The sequence below is a fragment of the Rhodohalobacter sulfatireducens genome (assembly GCF_022012475.1).
Taxonomy (GTDB): domain Bacteria; phylum Bacteroidota; class Rhodothermia; order Balneolales; family Balneolaceae; genus Rhodohalobacter; species Rhodohalobacter sulfatireducens.
In genome coordinates this window covers 93,475-113,051 of sequence record NZ_JAKLWS010000009.1, presented here as the reverse complement: position 1 = coordinate 113,051, position 19,577 = coordinate 93,475, and the positions used below count along the sequence as shown (strand labels likewise).

Annotated in this window: 16 protein-coding genes; 14 read left to right on the top strand and 2 right to left on the bottom strand. The window is 41.5% G+C overall.

Translation table 11 applies throughout. The features are described from left to right. Positions 1 to 126: 126 nt before the first annotated feature. Entirely contained in the window at positions 127 to 1,122 is a 996-nt protein-coding gene (locus L6773_RS09195; RefSeq protein ID WP_237853645.1) for an asparaginase, read from the bottom strand. Between the two features lie 174 nt (positions 1,123 to 1,296). On the opposite strand from L6773_RS09195, the gene L6773_RS09190 reads away from it, so the two are divergent. Continuing rightward, positions 1,297 to 3,420 (top strand): elongation factor G, encoded by a 2,124-nt coding sequence (locus L6773_RS09190; RefSeq protein WP_237853643.1) that lies wholly within the window; start codon positions 1,297 to 1,299, stop codon positions 3,418 to 3,420. A gap of 64 nt (positions 3,421 to 3,484) precedes the next feature. Here the strand turns inward: L6773_RS09190 and bshB1 are convergent, their stop codons facing one another. Continuing rightward, on the bottom strand, positions 3,485 to 4,228 hold the full coding sequence (gene bshB1 / locus L6773_RS09185) for a bacillithiol biosynthesis deacetylase BshB1 (protein WP_237853641.1): 744 nt from the start codon (positions 4,226 to 4,228) through the stop codon (positions 3,485 to 3,487). A gap of 130 nt (positions 4,229 to 4,358) precedes the next feature. On the opposite strand from bshB1, the gene L6773_RS09180 reads away from it, so the two are divergent. The 13 genes from L6773_RS09180 (at position 4,359) to L6773_RS09120 (ending at position 19,563) form a co-directional block, all read left to right on the top strand. Continuing rightward, positions 4,359 to 5,594 (top strand): ABC transporter permease, encoded by a 1,236-nt coding sequence (locus tag L6773_RS09180; protein ID WP_237853639.1) that lies wholly within the window; start codon positions 4,359 to 4,361, stop codon positions 5,592 to 5,594. 2 nt (positions 5,595 to 5,596) lie between these two features. Then, positions 5,597 to 6,823, top strand: a complete 1,227-nt coding sequence (locus L6773_RS09175) for an ABC transporter permease (RefSeq protein WP_237853637.1) — start codon at positions 5,597 to 5,599, stop codon at positions 6,821 to 6,823. 155 nt (positions 6,824 to 6,978) lie between these two features. Continuing rightward, the gene (locus L6773_RS09170) at positions 6,979 to 7,182 is read left to right on the top strand and encodes a hypothetical protein (RefSeq protein ID WP_237853635.1); all 204 of its coding nucleotides are present in this window, start codon (positions 6,979 to 6,981) and stop codon (positions 7,180 to 7,182) included. An 8-nt stretch (positions 7,183 to 7,190) separates the two neighbouring features. Continuing rightward, complete coding sequence (locus L6773_RS09165) at positions 7,191 to 7,601, top strand: phage holin family protein (RefSeq protein ID WP_237853633.1); 411 nt, start codon at positions 7,191 to 7,193, stop codon at positions 7,599 to 7,601. 10 nt (positions 7,602 to 7,611) lie between these two features. After that, positions 7,612 to 7,965, top strand: coding sequence for a hypothetical protein (locus L6773_RS09160; RefSeq protein WP_237853631.1), 354 nt, complete (start codon positions 7,612 to 7,614; stop codon positions 7,963 to 7,965). A gap of 176 nt (positions 7,966 to 8,141) precedes the next feature. Further along, positions 8,142 to 9,512: a TolC family protein gene (locus L6773_RS09155; RefSeq protein ID WP_237853629.1), complete on the top strand. Its 1,371-nt coding sequence runs from the start codon at positions 8,142 to 8,144 to the stop codon at positions 9,510 to 9,512. Between the two features lie 31 nt (positions 9,513 to 9,543). Further along, positions 9,544 to 10,887 (top strand): efflux RND transporter periplasmic adaptor subunit, encoded by a 1,344-nt coding sequence (locus L6773_RS09150; RefSeq protein ID WP_237853627.1) that lies wholly within the window; start codon positions 9,544 to 9,546, stop codon positions 10,885 to 10,887. 21 nt (positions 10,888 to 10,908) lie between these two features. Then, positions 10,909 to 11,640 (top strand): ABC transporter ATP-binding protein, encoded by a 732-nt coding sequence (locus tag L6773_RS09145; RefSeq protein ID WP_237853626.1) that lies wholly within the window; start codon positions 10,909 to 10,911, stop codon positions 11,638 to 11,640. 72 nt (positions 11,641 to 11,712) lie between these two features. Next, positions 11,713 to 13,233 carry a phytoene desaturase family protein gene (locus tag L6773_RS09140; protein WP_237853625.1) on the top strand — a complete coding sequence of 507 codons (1,521 nt, stop codon included), beginning with the start codon at positions 11,713 to 11,715 and terminating at the stop codon, positions 13,231 to 13,233. Then, on the top strand, positions 13,217 to 13,846 hold the full coding sequence (locus L6773_RS09135; RefSeq protein WP_237853623.1) for a rhomboid family intramembrane serine protease: 630 nt from the start codon (positions 13,217 to 13,219) through the stop codon (positions 13,844 to 13,846). Before L6773_RS09140 ends, L6773_RS09135 begins: the two co-directional genes overlap by 17 nt. Before the next feature lie 9 nt (positions 13,847 to 13,855). Continuing rightward, positions 13,856 to 14,722 carry a rhomboid family intramembrane serine protease gene (locus tag L6773_RS09130; protein ID WP_237853622.1) on the top strand — a complete coding sequence of 289 codons (867 nt, stop codon included), beginning with the start codon at positions 13,856 to 13,858 and terminating at the stop codon, positions 14,720 to 14,722. A 70-nt stretch (positions 14,723 to 14,792) separates the two neighbouring features. Next, positions 14,793 to 16,025 (top strand): flavodoxin-dependent (E)-4-hydroxy-3-methylbut-2-enyl-diphosphate synthase, encoded by a 1,233-nt coding sequence (gene ispG, locus L6773_RS09125; protein WP_237853620.1) that lies wholly within the window; start codon positions 14,793 to 14,795, stop codon positions 16,023 to 16,025. A 340-nt stretch (positions 16,026 to 16,365) separates the two neighbouring features. Beyond that, complete coding sequence (locus L6773_RS09120) at positions 16,366 to 19,563, top strand: VCBS repeat-containing protein (protein WP_237853619.1); 3,198 nt, start codon at positions 16,366 to 16,368, stop codon at positions 19,561 to 19,563. The last annotated feature ends 14 nt before the right edge of the window (positions 19,564 to 19,577 follow it).

Sequence of the window (19,577 nt, the reverse complement as noted above, 5' to 3'; positions counted from 1 at the left end):
TAGCATTTAATTGAAACTTCAAGATTGCTTAAGGTCTCAAAGTCTTCTGTTAATTCTTCAGATCCGAAACATTTGAAGTTCTATAACTCAACAACCGCCTGAAATCAGACCCTACATTGTTACCGCTCAGTCTCTCTCACCGGCAATTGATCTATGGAATGTATTAATAAATTCGGAATCAGAAAGATTGCGAGCCAGTAAATTCATGGTTTTCGTTAAAGTTGCTTCCAATGTCATCTCGCCTGAACTGAGTGCCCCCATCTTTTTTAGGGCTTTACCACTTGCATAATGAGTTAAATCCACAGAATCATAAGCAGCCTGGGAGTTTACAAGAACATGGCAATTTTGATCAATACATTTTTTTACGAAAGGAAGCAGGTTGTAGGGACCTTTACTTGGAATATTTCCGCTGCCAAACGCTTCAAGGATAACTGCTTTCGTATGACTCAGGTCCATAGAGTGCAAGAAAGATGGGTTCAGGTTAGGATAAATTTTTATCACTTGGACAGAATCATCGAAATCGGAATATAATTTTCTCTTCCCTGTGTGATTTTCAAGTAAACTTTCTGACAATTCTATCCGAATTCCAACTTCGGCAAGAGGAGGGTAGTTTGGAGATGTAAAGGCATCAAAATCACCAATACTCATTTTTGTGCTTCTGTTACCACGGTAGAGGTGATCATTAAAACAGATGGTAACTTCATGAATTCCATATGTAGCAAGTTCAATCGAGTTGATCAGGTTTCGTCTTGCATCACTCCTGATATTACTCATGGGTACCTGGCTTCCTGTCAAAATCACCGGTTTTGTGATGTTCTGTAGTGCGAATGAAAGTGCAGAAGCAGTGTAAGCCATGGTATCTGTTCCATGCAGAATTACGAAACCATCGTAATCATCAAAGTTATCATCAACGACTTGACTCAACTTTTTCCAGTGGTGCCGGTTTATATCTGAGCTGTCTTCAAAGAGAACTTTTTTGATATCGAGTTCAGCAATCTTCGAGAGTTCCGGCATTTCACCATAGAGAACTTCAGTCCATTTATCAGGGTCCAGTTCATTCCCATTTTGATCGAAATGCATGGCAATTGTACCGCCCGTTTGAAGAAGTAAAATATTTTTCATGTTGATTTGATCATCAAGCCTGCTAAATTATAAAAACCGTTTTGACTCACGGTCTGAAATAAAGTATAATTTTAATAAGAATACATATTGAAAAGAGGACTCTTCTTCATCCTTCTATGATAAGGCTAAATCGAAGAGCTTACATGCAGTTATAAAAGAAAAAATGGAGTTAGAATGAAAGTATACGAGCCTAAAAATATTAGAAATGTTGCTCTCCTTGGGCACTCTGGATCCGGTAAAACAACACTTGCTGAGACAATGATCTTTGAATCCGGATCTTCCAGGAAAAGAGGGAGCATTCAGGGGAAAAATACACTATCAGACTACCACGGTATAGAAAAAGATAAAGAGAAATCGATTTATGGATCATTACTCCACCTGGACTGGCGGGGAACAAAAATGAATTTAATGGACACTCCGGGATCCAATGATTTTTGGGGACAGGTCTCAGAATCACTTCATGTAGCTGATACAGCCATGTTTGTCGTGAATTCTGACGCAGGTATTGAAGTAGGTACCGATGCGTTCTGGAGTGCAGCAGAGAGCCGAAATCTGCCGTCAATATTGGTAGTGAATAAATTAGATAGTGAAAAATCGGATTTTCAAAAAGCCGTGGACATGGCAAAAGAACATTTTGGCCGCGGAGTGGTTGTGGTTCAGTATCCATATAGCGAAGGGGATGATTTTCATGCCATTATTGATGTTTTAAAAATGACCATGTATGAATTTCCCGAAGATGGAGGCCGGCCTGATAAACTACCTATTCCTGAGTCGCAAAAAGCACAGGCAGAACTGCTGCATAATGAATTGGTTGAAGCCGTTGCAGAAAATGATGAGACACTATTGGATCTCTACTTTGAAAATGGCGAGCTAGATGAATACCAAATGCGTGACGGCCTCCAAATGAGCCTTCGAAACAGGGACATCTTTCCACTTTTTTGTGCCTGTGCATCCCGAAATATGGGAACAGGACGAATTTTAGGTTTTCTTGGTAATGTTGCGCCCTCTCCTTTAGAATCCGAAATGAAATTAAAAAATGGAGATTCTTACGGCATCTCAATTGATTCTGACCCAAGTGCATTTGTATTTCGTTCATCCTCGGAAATGCATGTGGGAGATCTTACCTATCTGAAAGTTACGGGCGGAAGTATCTCCCCGGGAATGGATTTGGTGAATCAGCGAACCGGGAACAGTGTGCGGGTTGGATCTTTGTATGTGAACCAGGGGCATGATCGCACAGAGGTACCTGAAGTACATGCAGGAGATTTAACCGTTGCCGTAAAACTGAAAGAACTGCATACAAGTGACACTATAGCACCAAAAGACAGTGGAATTGAGTTTTCAGAGATTGAGTACCCAGATACAACAATTCGAAATGCTATAAAACTTAAAATTGAGGGGGATGAGGATAAACTCGGTAACGCGCTCAACCAAATTCAAAAAGAAGATCCATCTCTTGTAGTTGAGCACAGCCAGGAACTACAGCAAACAATTTTACATGGACTGGGTGAGGAACATTTGAATGTAATTCTTCATCAGCTTAAAGAAAATTACAATCTGGATGTTGAGTTCGTTAAACCGAAAATTCCTTACCGGGAAACTATCACCAAAAAAGTGGATGCACATTACAAACATAAAAAACAGAGTGGGGGAGCCGGTCAGTTTGCTGAAGTATATCTATCCATAGAACCCTGGTATGAAGGAATACCGGATAGAACGGACATTAAAGTTCGTGATGTCCAGGAAATTGAACTTGAATGGGGAGGAAAACTTGTATTCCAGAACTGTATTGTAGGCGGCGTGATTGATAACCGGTTTATGCCGGCCATCTTAAAAGGAATTATGGATAAAATGGAAAACGGACCCATGAGCGGTTGTCGGGCCAGGGATATTCGCGTTTCTGTTTATGACGGCTCTATGCACTCCGTAGATTCAAACGAAGCGGCTTTCAAAACAGCAGCACTCATGGCGTTTAAAGATGGCTTTATGAAAGCAAAGCCACAGCTTCTTGAGCCGCTTTATGAAATTGAAGTGACACTTCCGGCTGATTATATGGGCGATGTGATGAGTGACCTGAGTTCTCGCAGAGGCCAAATCCAGGGAATGGATGCTGAAGGATCGATTCAGAAAGTTAAAGCTGTTGTACCGCTCCAGGAGTTGGACCAGTACACAACTCGACTCAAATCTATGACACAGGGAAGTGCTACCTACTCGCGGAAATTCCACAGTTATGGCCAGGTTCCGCACGATATCCAAAAACAGGTGATTGAAGAAACGTTGGCGGCGGAAGCTCACTAAAATGTAAATCGGCTCACCTGAGCCGATTGCGATTTAAATTAGGGGCGAGTCCGTTTTACAAGAGCTACCGTTTTGGGGTAGTATCAAATAAAAAATCAAAGTTACTTACCGGGAAGGGTTTTTGGGCATACAGGAACCCTTCTCCATATTTGTAGCCGGCCAACTGTCCAAAGTATTTTGCTTTAGCTCTCAGTGCTTCAAAGAAAGTAGGATCAGAGATATATGTTTCAGGCTCATCACCCGGATCATTTACATTAAATTGAGACGAAAATGCCATAATCGCCTTCTCTTTAACCTCAATTGTGTCGGTTATATCAAATACAAAGTCAGGATCAAAGTGGTCATGCTGCATAAAGTGTAGCACGTGTGACGGTCTAAAATGATCCTGTTTTTTTCCATCAGGACCTTTTGTTTCGATTTTTGGAAGGCCGCTGTAGAAAATTGCATCAATCAACAATGCAGATGCTTTTTCATGATCGGGATGGCGATCTTTTGGAGTTGGGATCAGGCATATATGCGGACGAAAATGCCGGATTTTTTGAATGATCGCTTTTTGATGTTCCCTGTTATTCTCAAGTTCAGTATCGGGAAGCCCAACATTTTCACGTGCATGCAGCCCGAGTATGTCAGCAGCTTTTTGGGCTTCTTTCTTTCTGAGTTCAGGGGTTCCGCGAGATCCCATTTCTCCACGGGTTAAATCTACAACGGCCACTTTTTTACCGGATTTTATGAGCGCTGCGAGTGTGCCGGCACAACTTAATTCAGTGTCATCTGGGTGGGCTCCAAAAGCCAGAACATCAATTTCCATCAGTTAGTCCTTTTATGTAAAATTTGGTTAATATACTGAAACGATTTGAGTTCCAAACCGTAGATAGTCTTTGATACCAAACTTAAAAAATAGTTATTGTTTCAAAGATCAGCAGCTAAATAATATATTCATGAATCGAATTCTGATCAGTTTCATCGAGGGGTCCAAAATAGCGATATCTGCTATATGGACAAATAAAACCCGTGCAATTCTTACCACAACCTGTATTGTGATCGGTATAGTTTCCGTTACCGCCATGAATACTATTTCTGATGGTATTGACAGGTCATTTGAAGAAAGTATGGATATGTTGGGCCGTAATGTCGTGTATGTTGCAAAATGGCCCTGGGGATTTGGCGGTGAATACAAATGGTGGGAGTATCGAAACCGACGGGAAATGAGGTTGGATTATGTAGATGATTTACGCCAATTGACAACATCGGCTTCCAATGTATCCGCTTCGGCCGACCGAAATACAGCGATCCGGTATAACGACAAAATTGCCGAAAATGTTGGATTAAGCGGTGTAACACAGAGTCATTTTCAAACAGCGGGTTTAGATATTGCAGATGGACGTGCATTTAGCGAAGCTGAAGTAAACAGGGCTGCGCGCGTAGTTGTCTTGGGAAGTAGTGTTGTAGATGTGTTATTTCTGAATAATGAAGACCCCCTCGGAAAAAATGTCAGAATCAATGGTCAGCGTTTCACAGTGATTGGAATTCTCGAAAGCAGGGGCAGTTTCCTGGGGCTCGAAGATGTGGATAACCAGATGATTATACCGATCACTGCCTATGGAACTTTATACAGCCTCCGATATGGAATTCAGTTAGCTGTGCAGTTTCCAAATGAGGAAACAATGGAAGAGGGGGAATACGAGGTGATTGGGGCTATGCGGCAAATCCGCCAGCTTGATCCGCTTGAAGAAAACGACTTTGCAATCAATAAAGCGGCTCTGTTTGAACAAGAATTCCAAAGCATGAAAGTAGCCATTTACGGAATTGGAATTTTTCTTACCGGCCTGGCACTTTTTGTTGGTGGGATTGGAGTAATGAATATCATGTTTGTTTCTGTGAAAGAGCGCACAAAGGAGATCGGTATAAGAAAAGCGGTGGGCGCAAAATCCTGGGAAATCCTTCTGCAATTCTTGATGGAAGCGATCGTCATCTGTCTTGTCGGAGGAGTGATCGGCGTGTTTTTATCCATTGGGGTAACTGAACTGATCAACCAGTTTTTCGTGGCTTACCTGAACTGGACGACTGTATTGAATGCAATTCTAATTTGTGCATTTGTTGGAATCTTGTTCGGTTTTATTCCTTCTCGTAAAGCAGCTAAATCTGATCCAATTGAATCTTTGAGATACGAATAGATATGAACGTAATTGAAGTATTTAAACAGGCATTTGACTCAATCCGGGCTAATAAACTTCGCTCGTCTCTAACGTTACTGGCTATTTCTGTTGGAGTATTTGCCATCATTAGCGCAAATACTGCTGTATTGGTTTTAGATAACTATTTTAAAGATACCCTGAGCTTGATGGGAGGAGATGTGATCTCCATTTCAAAATATCCATCGATCAGTATGGGGCCCACTGATTGGGATAAATACCGAAACCGCCAGGATATTACGATCGAACAGATGGAAACCCTTGATGAACTGGCAGCCTCTGCATCAGGTATTGGGCCAAACCGATCCTATACTACAACTCGTGTATCGTACGAAGAAGAGCAAACAGAGCCGAATATCAGTATTCGAGGTGGAAATGAAGAATATCTATCGAACAATGCATACGAAATTGAAAGCGGTCGGAACTTTACCCAGGCAGATATCGACTATGCCCGGCCCATTGCTATTATCGGGGCGGATGTTGTTTCTGCTCTCTTTGAACAGGTTGATCCCATCGGCAAAACGATTCGAGTAGAGGGGCGACCTTACACAGTTATTGGTATTACAGAAGCCAAGGGCAATGTTTTTGGTCAAACATTAGATCGCTTTGTTGTGATACCCTACACCCACCTTGCTGGTCTATACGGGAAAAATCAGAATATTGGAATCCAGGTCCGTGCCGGTTCAGTAGAGAAGGTAGAGGCGGTTATCGACGATCTAACGGGTATACTGCGAGCGATAAGAAAAGTAGAACCCGGAGATGAAAATGATTTTGAGATTACGACGAATGAATCACTGGGTGGGGTGTTTGATCAATTTACAGGTATACTCTACATGGTAGGTTTTGTTATTGGCGGTATTGTACTTTTGGGAGCAGGAATTGGTGTGATGAATATTATGCTGGTTTCGGTAACAGAGAGAACACGTGAAATTGGGGTAAGAAAAGCGGTTGGTGCAACTAAAAAAGCAATTATTTCCCAATTTTTGATGGAATCTATTGCCATATGCCAGTTCGGTGGAGCCATTGGAATTCTTATTGGCGTTGGTTTAGGAAATGCCGCAGCTGTTTGGCTTGAAGCGAGTATCGTTATTCCCTGGAGTGCTGCCGTGGGAGGCGTTATTGGAATGACTGTCGTAGGTATCGTATTTGGGGTTTATCCTGCATATAAAGCGGCCCAGTTAGACCCAATTGAGAGTTTGCGTTACGAATGAACCGCCTTCAAGATTAAATTTGGGAACCTCAAAACAAACTCATCGTTTGAATTTTAGAAAAAAGGCTTCAGAGTTTGTTTTCTTTTATTTACCATTTCCCTGTAAGATGTTATTTTGATTAAAATAGAAGGATGTAAATATCAACGGTATATACTATGGACGAAAATATTATCAACGATTTGAATGAAGAGCTGGAAAGTGTTATTGAGGAAGGAAACTCTCTGTTGAATGATGCAGAATTGGAGGAGAAGCTCGAAGAGCTAAAAACTGAAGCTGAGCTGCTGATACGGAAACATCCAATTACCAGTGTTTTAGCGGGTGCTGCAGTGGGATATATTTTAGCTAAACTTTTGAAATAGCTATTTGAATGGCAGAAGAAAATCGAAAAAACGGCAAAGCCAAAAAGAAGATAACGGATGAAGTGCGCCAGTATGTGGAAAAGCGACTTGAGCTATTTTCACTCACTATTGCCGAACAGGTTTCCCGTCTTCTAGCTGAATCATTTCAACAAATACTTGGATTGTTTGTACTGAGTTTTGCCCTTTTCTTTTTTTGGTTTGCTGTCGGATTTTGGGTTGGCAGTTTGATCGGCAGTATAAGTCTTGGATTTGCCATTGCATCACTTCCGCTTTTTTTGATAGGATATTTGCTATTAAACAGAAGTTCTAAAGGATTCACTGAAAAAGTTCAGGCTCAACTCATCAGCAAAGTGATTGATGATTTTGAAAGTGACAAGGAACCTGAAAAAATTGAAGGGAAAACCGTTGAAGAAACATAAAAACATATCAATGGCTGATATTCGAAAAAGAAAAAAGAAACTTGAGGACGATTTAGACCTTCTCGAGGAAGACTTTGAAGACCGGATATCCAGTGCACAAAAAAGGGTATTAGGCCCTTTGCAACCCATTAACTTGATCAAAGAAAATCCATTTAAAGCAGTGGGTACATCCGTTTTGGTTGGCATAGCACTTGGCTTGATGGGTAGAGAAAAGTCAACAGAAGAGAATACTTCTGCAATAGATGACAGTCATAAAGAGAAACTATTCGATCTCCTGTTTAATGAAGTCAAGAGAGTTGCTGCACGCAAAGCTGCTACATACTTGTCTGAGTTTATAGATGAACGTATTTCGAGAGGAAAATAAATACCTGTTTGGTTCCTTCATTTATTAAATGTAAAAAAACGTATTTATTTGTAGTAGAGCCTACATTATTTTGAAACTCTGTTTACTCTTATTCGTCTAAATTCAAAACCAAACGCTATAGACTTGTCTACGTCTAAAGAGATGTTACAAGCAATAAAAAATCTACTACAATATTTATGAAAAGAATATTCTATCTACTTACGTGCTTTCTGATTGTACCGTTGGTTTCGTTTGCTCAAACAGAACGAATTACCCTTCAACAGGCTGTCGACTTGGCTCTTGAAAACAATTACCAACTTAAGCAGGCTGAAAATAACCTTAACCTGGCTGAAAACGATATAAAGAGTGAATATGCTGATTTTCTCCCATCTGTTTCTGGTAATTTAAACGGATCCAGAACGGCTGGACAGCAATTTATTTTTGACCGTTTTAGTGAAGGACTCGATCCATTTGTAGACGTCACTTCTCAATCAGTAAGTGGTAGAGTAGGGGCAGATGTTACACTGTTTGACGGTTTTAACAATATTCTAACTTTGAGAGCCAGTCAACAGTCAAAAATATCGAGTGAGGAAAGTCTTCGCAGAGCAAGAGAAAATGTAATTTTTAATACCGCGTCAAGATACCTGCAAGTTTTGCTGGATATGCAGCTACTTGAAATTGCTCAGGAAAATCTTGTCACATCTCAAAGACAGCTGGAACAAATAGAAGCACAAGTAGAAGTTGGTTCGCTTCCAACGGTAGATTTATTCAACCAGGAAGCCCAGGTTGCAAATGACGAATTGAGTGTCACACAGCGCAATAATGCTCTTAATATGAGTAAACTTCTTCTAATTCGTCAGCTTCAGATTGATCCCCAGAGACAATACGAATTTGTAGTTCCGGATCTCCCAGACCAACAAGATGTTTCAATGCTTTCCATGTATGATCTGAATGATTTGGTTGATCAGGCAATGATGAATCGAGCTGACATTAAAAGCGAAGAGGCTGATATCAATAATCTGCGATACCAATTAAAAATTACAAAAGGGAGCTTATACCCATCCATTTCAGCAAGTGCGGGTCTTTCTTCACGTTACAGTGATCAGTATTCGTTAGCGGGAGAAGATGTACCTTTTGATGATCAGTTTTTTGATCAACAGGTGAACCGTTCTCTGGGGCTTTCTGTAAGTATTCCCATTTTCCAGAACTGGAATCGTATGAACAATATTCAATCGGCGAAAGTGCAGTTAAAGAATGCTCAGCTCTCTTTAGACAACACAAAGTTGCAGGTAATACAGGAAGTTACACAGGCATTCAATGATTACGATTCTTATATGCAGGAATTTAATGCTGCTGAAAAATCACTGATTGCAAGTGAAAAAGCTTTTGAGACACAGCAAGAACGATATAATGTAGGTGCAAGCACCTTAATTGAACTTAGCGAAGCTCAATCCAGCTACGTTGAAGCACAGTCGAACTACACTCAGTCAAGATATAATTTAATTTTCCAGGAGAAACTACTTGACTACTACCTCGGTCAGTTTACTGGCGAGGATGTAGAATTTTAAAAGCGAATAGAATAAGTAAAAGGGGTAAAAAATGGCACAGAAGAAATCGTCTACCAAAAGTTTGCTAAAGATTCTCGGTATTCTACTTCTTGTTGTTGTAGTACTTGGAGTTATAGCGAAGACAGCCGGTTGGTTAGATCGAGGGCCGGCTGAGAAAACGGTGGAGACAGATATCATTGAACGACGGACTATCACTCAAATCGTATCAGCTTCAGGTCGAATTCAACCGGAAACAGAAGTAATTATTCGACCTGATGTGTCAGGAGAGATTATAGAATTAGCAGTAAATGAGGGTGATTTTGTAAGGCAAGGCGATCTGCTTGTACGAATCAAACCGGATATTTATCAAGCCCAGATCGATAACCTGAACGCAGCACTACTCACACAACAGTCCCGAATGGAACAGGCAAGAGCAAATATGCTGCAGGCTGAAGTTGAATTTGAGAAAAATCAACAATTGTACGACCAGGATTTGATCTCAGATCTTGAGTACAGGCAATCCCTGAACAATTACGAGGCTCAAAAAGCAAACTTCAAGGCCGCTGAGTACCAGATAGAGAGTGCCCGAGCTCAGTTAAGACAAGCTGAAGAAGAACTTGAACAAACCGTTGTTCGTGCCCCGCAAGATGGTACCATTACTCAACTTGCTGTTGAACAGGGTGAACGGGTACTTGGTCAAGCACAAATGTCGGGTACGGAGATGATGCGCGTAGCACGGCTGGAGCAGATGGAGATAGAAGTTGATGTAAATGAGAATGATATTGTAAATGTAAGCCTGGCCGATACCGCAAGCCTTGAAGTGGATGCCTATCCGAATCGATCTTTTGAAGGCGTGGTTACCGAAATTGCGAACTCTGCAGAGGTTACAGGACAGGGATCTGCTGAGCAGATAACCAATTACAAGGTTAAAGTCAGAATTACTACCCCGCATAACCTTGAACAATCCACGGCCGATTTTGTAGCGATGAATGTGAGCGAAAATCCGGCTGTAGAGTTTACGCCCAATTTTAAACCGGGAATGTCTGCTACCGTTGATATCAAAACAAACACTGTTTACGACGTTATTTCTGTACCTATACAGTCTGTGACAGTCCGAGATTTTGCTTCTGACAGCACTGCCCAGTCAGATACCACATCAACAGGGGAGAGCCCTCCAAATCAACTGGGAAGCCGAGAGGATTTCAGAAAAGTGGTATTTGTTAATAACGATGGTACTGCAAACAGGATTCAAGTTGAAACCGGTATCAGTGACAATGCATTTATTCAAATTATGAGTGGGCTGGAAGACGGTCAGGAGATTGTTACGGGCAGTTACAGAGTTCTATCGCGAGAACTTTCTGATGGTGATAAGATAGTGGTCAGTAATAATAATTAAACCATAAAGCCGGGATACAAAATGGCAAAGAACGTAATTGAAATTGAAGATTTGACAAAACATTACCAGATGGGGCAGACTCTTGTAAGAGCCCTGGATGGTGTGACTTTTAATGTCCGGGAAAATGAATACATAGCCATTATGGGTCCGTCCGGATCTGGTAAATCTACACTTATGAACCTCATTGGGTGTCTAGATACCCCGACAACAGGCGAGTATATTTTAAATGAACAACGGGTTAGTGAACTCGATGATGCTGAGCTTGCCCAGATCAGAAATCGTGAAATTGGATTTGTATTCCAAACATTTAACTTACTTCCACGGACCGACTGCCTGAGTAATGTGGAATTACCTTTGATCTATTCCGGCATGAAAAGTTCATTGAGAAAAAAGCAGGCAACCACAACTCTTACCAAAGTTGGCCTGGGTGATCGACTCGATCATAAACCAAATGAACTTTCCGGGGGACAGAGACAACGTGTGGCGATTGCACGCGCACTCGTAAATGATCCCTCCATATTACTTGCCGATGAACCTACCGGTAACCTCGATACGAAAACAGGGGATGAAATTATGCTTCTCTTTGAGGAGTTGCACCGGGGAGGGAATACAATCATTATTGTCACGCACGAACCAGATATTGCTAATTACGCTCGCAGAATTATAAGATTGCGTGATGGGAAGATAGAGCTCGATAAGAAAGTTGAGAGTCCAACTCTTGCAAATAAAGAGATACAACTTCAGGAAGCATAATTTTATTGATCACATCTTTCAAAATTTTGAACAATCGGAAACCAACCCGCTCTCCGTTTTGTTAAGCGGAGTATGAAATCATCTACTAATAAAACTTTTGACCTGATTGTTGTTGGAGCCGGAATGGGCGGTTTGACGGCAGCGAGCTTGTTAGCTAATGACGGGTACTCTGTTCTTGTACTAGAAGCTGCTCATGTACCCGGTGGTTGCAGCTCCTCCTATAAACGAAAGGGATATATTTTTGAATCCGGGGCTACAACTTTAATTGGTTTCGACGAAAATCAGCCTCTTCGGGTATTGGAGGATCATTTAGGAATAACGTTGCCAAAAGAAAAGATTGAACCATCCATGACAATTCATATGGATGATAAAAAGATTGTTCGATGGCTGGATCGTGAAAAATGGATTTCAGAGTCGAAAAAGCATTTTGGAGAGGAATCTGAGCAGGATAAGTTTTGGCGATTGGCATTTGATATTTCAGATGTAGTATGGAGGGTTTCAAGAAAGAATAATTTTTTTCCACCTAGAGCTTTAAATGAAGTACTTCATCTTCTAAAAAATGACCTTCGTGATCTTTGGGTTCTTCCATATACCTTAAAATCTGTCAGGGATGCAGCTTTGGATATTGGAATTTCCAATCCTGATTTTTTTCGCTTTTTAGACGAACAGTTAATGATCTCAGCACAGTCTATCTCAAATGATACTCCTTTTTTATTCGGAGCACCGGCCATCACATATACAAATTACACTAACTATTATGTGAAGGGCGGACTGATTAAAATGGTGGAAACTCTGCAAGATTTTATCGAGAAAAAGGGAAGTAAAATTCATACCAAAGAAAAGGTTCTGAGTATTGAACAAACAGGAACTAACTTCCAGGTTAGAACTTCTAAAGGTAAAAGTTATACCGCAAAACGTGTGATTTCCAATCTTCCGGTTTGGAACATGAGCGAGGTTACCACAGGTGAAATATCTGATTATTTTCAAAAGGAATCAGACAAATATCAAAAAGCCTGGGGTGCATTTACACTCGGTATTGTAACTGATGATCCATACCCGGCTGAAATGTCCATTCATCACCAGGTTCATTTAAATGAAGATGAATCGATTCAGGGATTGGAATCTGGGTCTGTATTTGTCTCATTTTCAGATAGAGACGACACGCTACGAGCCCCCGCAGGAGAGCGGGTTTTAAACGTATCCGCTCACACTGACCCATCTTTTTGGTTTAATCTGAATGGAGATTATGAAACGACGAAGAAACATGTTCAGAACAGGGTTGTAGAAATATTGAAACAGAAGTTACCCGGTTTTTCAAAAGCAGAGCTAAAATTGGTATTTTCAGCATCACCCGTAACCTGGCAGAATTGGGTCTATCGAAAAAAAGGACGTGTGGGTGGAATTCCTCAGAGTATGATGAGGTCTTTAATCGACTGGACACCGGCTCAAACACCATTCAGCGGTTTATATCTTTGTGGTGATACCGTTTTCCCTGGCCAGGGAATTCCAGGCGTAACTTTAAGCGGATACAACGTATATTTAAGAGTCAAAAAAACATTCAATAACAGAAAATTCTTTGAATTACCAGGATAATTATTCACCCAATACTCAGTTCTCAGTTTTTCCACCGGCAGTTAAACACCTGCTGATTATTAATCTTTTGGTGTTTGTAGCATTGGTAAACCCGATGTTTCAAAACTTCCTGATGCGTTTCGGTGCATTATGGCCCATCGGTTCAGGTTTGTTTGCGCCCTGGCAGTTGGTTACTTATATGTTCCTGCATGGTAGTTTTAGTCACGTTTTATTTAACCTGTTTGCCTTATGGATTTTTGGCCAGGGCATTGAAAACTATTGGGGAACCAAGCGATTTACGATCTACTACTTTTTAACCGGGATTGGCGCAGCTCTGCTTCACATGTGGGTTGGAGGGTCCGGTGCTCCCACAGTTGGTGCTTCAGGGGCCGTTTACGGGATACTGTTAGCCTTTGGAATGATGTTTCCAGACCGTTATATCATGCTTTTAATACCGCCTATTCCCATGAAGGCAAAATATTTTGTGGCTATTTTTGGAGTCATTGAGCTCTTCTCGGGATTAATGAGGCCTGATAGCGGAATTGCTCATTTTGCCCACTTAGGAGGAATGGTTGTCGGGTTTATTCTGATTAAATATTGGGGGCTGAAGGGTGAAGGCAGCTATTATTCATAACTTATGAGAATGTATCAGCAAGAATCATTTTTCGAGGCATTTAAACGTGGATTCATGCGAATCCCGACCGTCATCCGTACGATTATTGCTATCAGTGTAATAGTGTTTATCATTCAGGCGGTGATTGGATCTATCCAGGTTGGAAATGTGTCCCTAAATCGATATTTCATCGATTATTTAGCTTTTGATCCAAATCTGTTGACGGCCGTAACACAACCCTGGCGATTCATCACATACATTTTTCTCCATGGGGGTGGCTTTCACCTGCTTTTCAATATGCTTTGGCTTTGGTGGATGGGACGCTCGGTTGAGGAGGCGATCGGCCCGCGTTCATTTACAGTACTTTTTCTCGGTTCCGGAATTGGTGGTGCCTTTTTCCATATCGCACTCTCATTCTTATATGGAACCAGTTATGTGATTGGAGCCTCCGGAGCAGTGTTCGGGGTAATGGTAGCGTTCGCTTACATGTTCCCGCGTGTTCCCATCATGTTAATTTTTCTTCCGCCCATTGAAGCCCGATTTGTTGTTGCGGGATTGATTGCCCTGGATGTGTTGTTTATCGGAGCAGGAGACAATGTGGCAAGACTGGTTCACCTGGGCGGTGCCGGAGTTGGGTATTTGCTCATTAAAGCTCATTACCAGGGGAAAGATCTTTCGGCTTATATCCGACCTATCGAGCGTTTATGGCAAGAAAAACCTAAGAAAAAAAAGCGGAAACGAAATCAGAATATGTACTCAGTGAGTGACGTTGAAATCGTTGAAGAAACGGACCAATCTGAGCTTGATGAGATTTTGGAAAAGATCTCCAAAAAAGGATATGACGGTCTTACAAAGGAAGAGAAGAAGAAGTTATTTGAGTTAAGTAAAAAGAATTAATAAATAGAAAAGTTGATAGTAGGCAAATTATAAAATTGCCTACTGCTAACTGTTAATTGTCAACTGTTTTATGAATCCAATAAAAAGAAGAAAATCGATTGTTGTTCAGGTTGGAAATGTATCTGTAGGTGGTGATAACCCAATTGTTGTACAAAGTATGACGAATACGGACACCGCAGATATTGATGAAACTGTAGATCAAATAGATCACCTAAATCAGGCCGGCTCAGAACTTGTACGAATTACAGTGAACAATGATGCTGCCGCCAAAGCGGTTCCTCATATTAAAGAGAAATTAATTAATCGAGGTGTGACCGTTCCGGTGATCGGGGATTTCCATTACAACGGTCATTTACTTTTAACGAAGTATCCCGAAATGGCCAAGTCTTTGGCTAAATTTAGGATCAACCCGGGAAATACAGGCACAAAAACTCGTGATGAGAATTTCTGTACGATTGTAGAGCAAGCCATTAAATACGATAAACCGGTACGAGTTGGTGTAAACTGGGGTTCGCTCGACCAGCAGTTACTGGCTCAAAAGATGGATGAGAATAACCAGAAAGAAAACCCAAAGTCATCCAAAGCTGTAATGCTGGACACCATGGTAGAAAGTGCCAGGCGATCCACGGAGTTAGCTGAGGAGGTTGGGCTGCCGTCAAATAAGATTATTGTAAGCTGTAAAATGTCCGGCGTGCAGGATTTGATTAACGTTTACCAGCGAATTGCGGAAGATCTTCCTTATCCTCTACATCTTGGTCTGACCGAAGCCGGCATGGGTATGAAAGGGACAGTAGCAAGCTCTGTAGCCCTCGCTGTACTTCTGCAAAAAGGGATTGGAGATACAATCAGGGTTTCACTCACTCCAATGCCGGGAGCAGACAGGGCAGAGGAGGTTCGGATTTGTCAGCAGATTCTTCAGTCGATGGGCATTCGTAATTTCATACCGCAGGTTACAGCTTGTCCGGGTTGTGGACGAACTAAAAGCACCTATTTCCAGGAGCTGGCCGATGAAATTCAAAAATATATCGTAGAAGAGATGCCAATCTGGAGGGAAATTTACCCCGGAGTTGAGGATTTGAATGTTGCCGTAATGGGGTGTGTGGTTAACGGACCCGGGGAATCTCGTCATGCCAATATCGGAATTTCGTTACCAGGAACCTTTGAAGAACCGAAGGCACCTGTTTACGTGGATGGCGATCACTTTAAAACGCTGCGTGGAGATAATATTGGAGCCGAATTCCGAAAAATCCTGGAAGATTATATTATTGATAACTACAGCAAGCAAGAAGCTGTGGATGCTTGATCAGGCTTCTCTGAGACATGGTATTTTTCCATGCCGGAATATAGTCCAAACTAAAATGAAATTTCTCTCTTAGCATCGTTCAAAGTGGTAATAAAAATACCATGTCTATTCATCACGAATAGAATTGAAGGGTTCATTACTCTACAGTATCTTCAATAAAACGTAGTTACCATGAGTTAAGGCTTTCGGCATCCAAATTTTCTATATGAAGATCATCTCAGCTCGATTTTTTCTTTCTCTTTTATTCTGCTCTCTTTTGATAATAAGCTGTTCTGAGAAGCGGAATACAAATTTTGTCAAACTCAGCTCATCTCAAACCAACATCGATTTTTCAAATAATTTGGAAAACACTCCGGAGTTCAATATCCAGAACTATCTCTATTTTTATGATGGTGGAGGGGTTGCCGCAGGAGATATAAATAACGATGGATTGACAGATCTTTTCTTTACCGGAAACAGTGTAGCGGATCGACTTTATCTGAACAAGGGAGATTTTGAGTTCGAAGATATCACAGAATCGGCTGGATTCATCCATGAACCTGATAGTTGGTCAACCGGTGTAACAATGGCTGATATCAATGGAGATAATTACCTGGATATCTATGTAAGTCGTGTGAATTATCTAAATAAGTCGGGCGTTAATCAGCTCTTTATTAACAATGGCGATTCAACTTTTACGGAGAGAGCTGAAGAGTTCGGGCTCGATTTTGAGGGGTATTCAACGCAAGCCGCATTTTTTGATTACGATAATGACGGTGATCTCGACATGTTCCTGCTCAATCACTCCTTTCACAGCGAAAATACGTATGGAGAAGCGGCTCAGTTGCGGCAACAACAAGATCCCAAAGCAGGAGACAAACTATTCCGTAATGATGGGGATATTTTCACAGATGTTACCGGTCAGGCCGGCATAATTAGCAGTGCATTGGGCTATGGACTGGGGGTGGCTGTAACAGATATCAACCGCGATGGTTGGATGGATATCTATGTCGGGAATGATTTTCATGAAGACGACTATCTTTATATCAACAATGGAGATGGCACATTCTCCGAATCTTTGTACCAAATTATGGGCCATACAAGCAGCGCGTCAATGGGAAATGATACCGGTGACATCAATAATGATGGTTTAACGGATTTGGTCTCCCTGGATATGATGCCAAATGGACATGAAGAATTCATGACCTCCGGTGGACCTGATTTGGTAGTGGTATCTGATACGAAAGCTGAATTCGGATTTGGCGCAAATAACAATCGAAATACACTGCAAGTAAATCGGGGTATTCGAGATGATGGCTTACCCAGGTTCAGTGAAACGGCATTTGCTTCCGGAGTGGCCCGGACGGAGTGGAGTTGGGCTGCCTTACTGGCTGATTTTAACAACAGTGGTTTCCAGGATCTTTTCGTAACAAACGGACTTCCAAAACGTCCGAATGAATTAGATTATGTATCTGCCCTCAGACGCATCAGGAGTCAGTATTCAGGTGAAGAACAAGATGATCAAACCTATGCTTTAATCGAAAGAATGTCTTCTGTTCACGTTCCAAATTATATGTTTAAAAACCAGGGAGACTTAACATTCAAAGATGTTTCTGTGAACTGGGGATTTGACGAACCCACATATTCAAATGGAGCTGTTTACACAGACCTCGATAATGACGGAAAACTGGACCTTGTAACCAATAATATCAACAGCCGGGCATCTATATTTGAGAATAAAAACTCTTCGGCTGATTCAACACATTACCTGAAAGTGACTTTAGGAGGGGAAAATAGAAATAGTTCGGGAATCGGGGCGAAGCTTTTTGCTTATCACGATGAGCAGGTGAAATATCGGGAACAGAGCCCAACACGTGGATTCCAATCATCCGTCGATCATACCCTTCATTTTGGACTGGGAGAAGCCACAGAACTTGATTCGATGGTCGTTATATGGCCGGACAGAAGATATCAAACACTGCGAAATATCCAGGCCGATCAAACAATTGAAGTTCTGCATAGCGAAGCATCAGGTCAATTCGATTATCAGTTCTTTAATCAATCCAAAGGAACCTTGCTTTTTGAAAATGTTACAGAGGAAGCAGGGATCGATCACAGGCATCGGGAAAACGTTTTTAATGATTTTGATCGTGAACCGCTGATGCCCTACAAGCTGTCAACCCTTGGGCCAGCTTTGGCGGTAGCAGATATCAATGAAGATGGTTTAGACGACTATTATTTTGGCGGTGCAAAAGACTTTGCGGGTCAACTTTATGTTCAGCAAAGCGATGGATCATTTCAACTGTTAGAAGTTGATGATTTTCGATTCGATCGTGCGAGTGAAGATGTAGATGCCCTGTTTTTCGATGCAACTGGTAATGGTTTGAAAGACCTTTACGTAGTTAGCGGGGGGAATGAATACACAGGGGCCTCTGAAGAACTACTTGACAGGCTGTATATCAACCTTGGTGAAGGTGACTTTCGTAAATCAACAAATAGCGTTCCGGAGATCCCTGTAAATAGTTCAAGTGTAACAGCAGCAGATTTTGATGGTGATGGTCATATAGACCTGTTTGTTGCCGGTCATTCCGTTCCCTGGAGCTACGGTGTTGGGCCTCAGAATAAACTTCTGCTAAACAACGGGAAGGGAGTATTCAGCAATGTAATTTCCCAGGTTGCTCCGGATCTTGAAGTTATCGGTAATATTACAGCCGCTTCATGGATCCAAAAACCTGATGGGCAATTACCGGATTTAATCGTTGCCGGTGAGTGGATGAACCCGATGTATTTTGAAAACCAGGGTGGGCAATTCAATGACCTTACGGAAGAAAAAGGTTTGGACGGTTTAAATGGATTGTGGCAGTCTATTTATGTTTCTGATCTGAACGGAAACGGTTTGATGGATATCGTTCTTGGAAATTTCGGCACAAATAGCAGGCTTCAAGCCTCAGACGAATCACCTCTAAAATTGTTTGTGAATGATTTTAACGAGGATGGGCAGACAGCTCCAATTATTGCTTACAATCCTGACGGAGAAGATCGACCCTTTGAGCAACTCGATGAAATTTTAGCTCAGCTACCTGATGTACAGGAGAAGATTCGCAGCTACCGTGATTATGCCAATAAAAATCTCGAGCAACTGTTTTTACCAGCCAAGCTTGACAGTGCACTTCAAAAAGAAGTAAATGGTCTGCGTTCTGTGGTTTTAATGAATAGCGTGGATGAAGAATTTTCAGTTAAAACTCTTCCATTTGAATCTCAGCTATTTCCCGTCATGGCCATTCACTCGATGGATTTGAACTCAGATGGTAACAAAGATCTTATCCTTGCCGGTAATATTTATGACGTGAAACCAAGCATGGGAGGACGACAAGATGCCGGTTATGGGTTGGTACTTTTAGGAGATGGTGACGGGAATTTCAGGTCAATACCTCACTCCGAATCCGGTTTCTTTATTGAAGGCGAGGTTCGAAGTATACGGTCGATTGGAATAAACAATAATACTGATTATTTGATTATTGCAAGAAATGATGACAGTCCTCTAATTTTCCGTCATTAGAATCAAAATAATTG

Bases quoted from the DNA above. Each gene is read 5' to 3' on its own strand.
- L6773_RS09175 (WP_237853637.1), top strand. From the start codon at position 5,597: ATGAACGTAATTGAAGTATTTAAACAGGCATTTGACTCAATCCGGGCT.
- L6773_RS09170 (WP_237853635.1), top strand. From the start codon at position 6,979: ATGGACGAAAATATTATCAACGATTTGAATGAAGAGCTGGAAAGTGTT.
- L6773_RS09195 (WP_237853645.1), bottom strand. From the start codon at position 1,122: ATGAAAAATATTTTACTTCTTCAAACGGGCGGTACAATTGCCATGCAT.
- L6773_RS09160 (WP_237853631.1), top strand. From the start codon at position 7,612: ATGGCTGATATTCGAAAAAGAAAAAAGAAACTTGAGGACGATTTAGAC.
- L6773_RS09150 (WP_237853627.1), top strand. From the start codon at position 9,544: ATGGCACAGAAGAAATCGTCTACCAAAAGTTTGCTAAAGATTCTCGGT.
- L6773_RS09155 (WP_237853629.1), top strand. From the start codon at position 8,142: ATGAAAAGAATATTCTATCTACTTACGTGCTTTCTGATTGTACCGTTG.
- L6773_RS09180 (WP_237853639.1), top strand. From the start codon at position 4,359: ATGAATCGAATTCTGATCAGTTTCATCGAGGGGTCCAAAATAGCGATA.
- L6773_RS09130 (WP_237853622.1), top strand. From the start codon at position 13,856: ATGTATCAGCAAGAATCATTTTTCGAGGCATTTAAACGTGGATTCATG.
- bshB1 (WP_237853641.1), bottom strand. From the start codon at position 4,228: ATGGAAATTGATGTTCTGGCTTTTGGAGCCCACCCAGATGACACTGAA.
- L6773_RS09145 (WP_237853626.1), top strand. From the start codon at position 10,909: ATGGCAAAGAACGTAATTGAAATTGAAGATTTGACAAAACATTACCAG.
- ispG (WP_237853620.1), top strand. From the start codon at position 14,793: ATGAATCCAATAAAAAGAAGAAAATCGATTGTTGTTCAGGTTGGAAAT.
- L6773_RS09165 (WP_237853633.1), top strand. From the start codon at position 7,191: ATGGCAGAAGAAAATCGAAAAAACGGCAAAGCCAAAAAGAAGATAACG.
- L6773_RS09190 (WP_237853643.1), top strand. From the start codon at position 1,297: ATGAAAGTATACGAGCCTAAAAATATTAGAAATGTTGCTCTCCTTGGG.
- L6773_RS09140 (WP_237853625.1), top strand. From the start codon at position 11,713: ATGAAATCATCTACTAATAAAACTTTTGACCTGATTGTTGTTGGAGCC.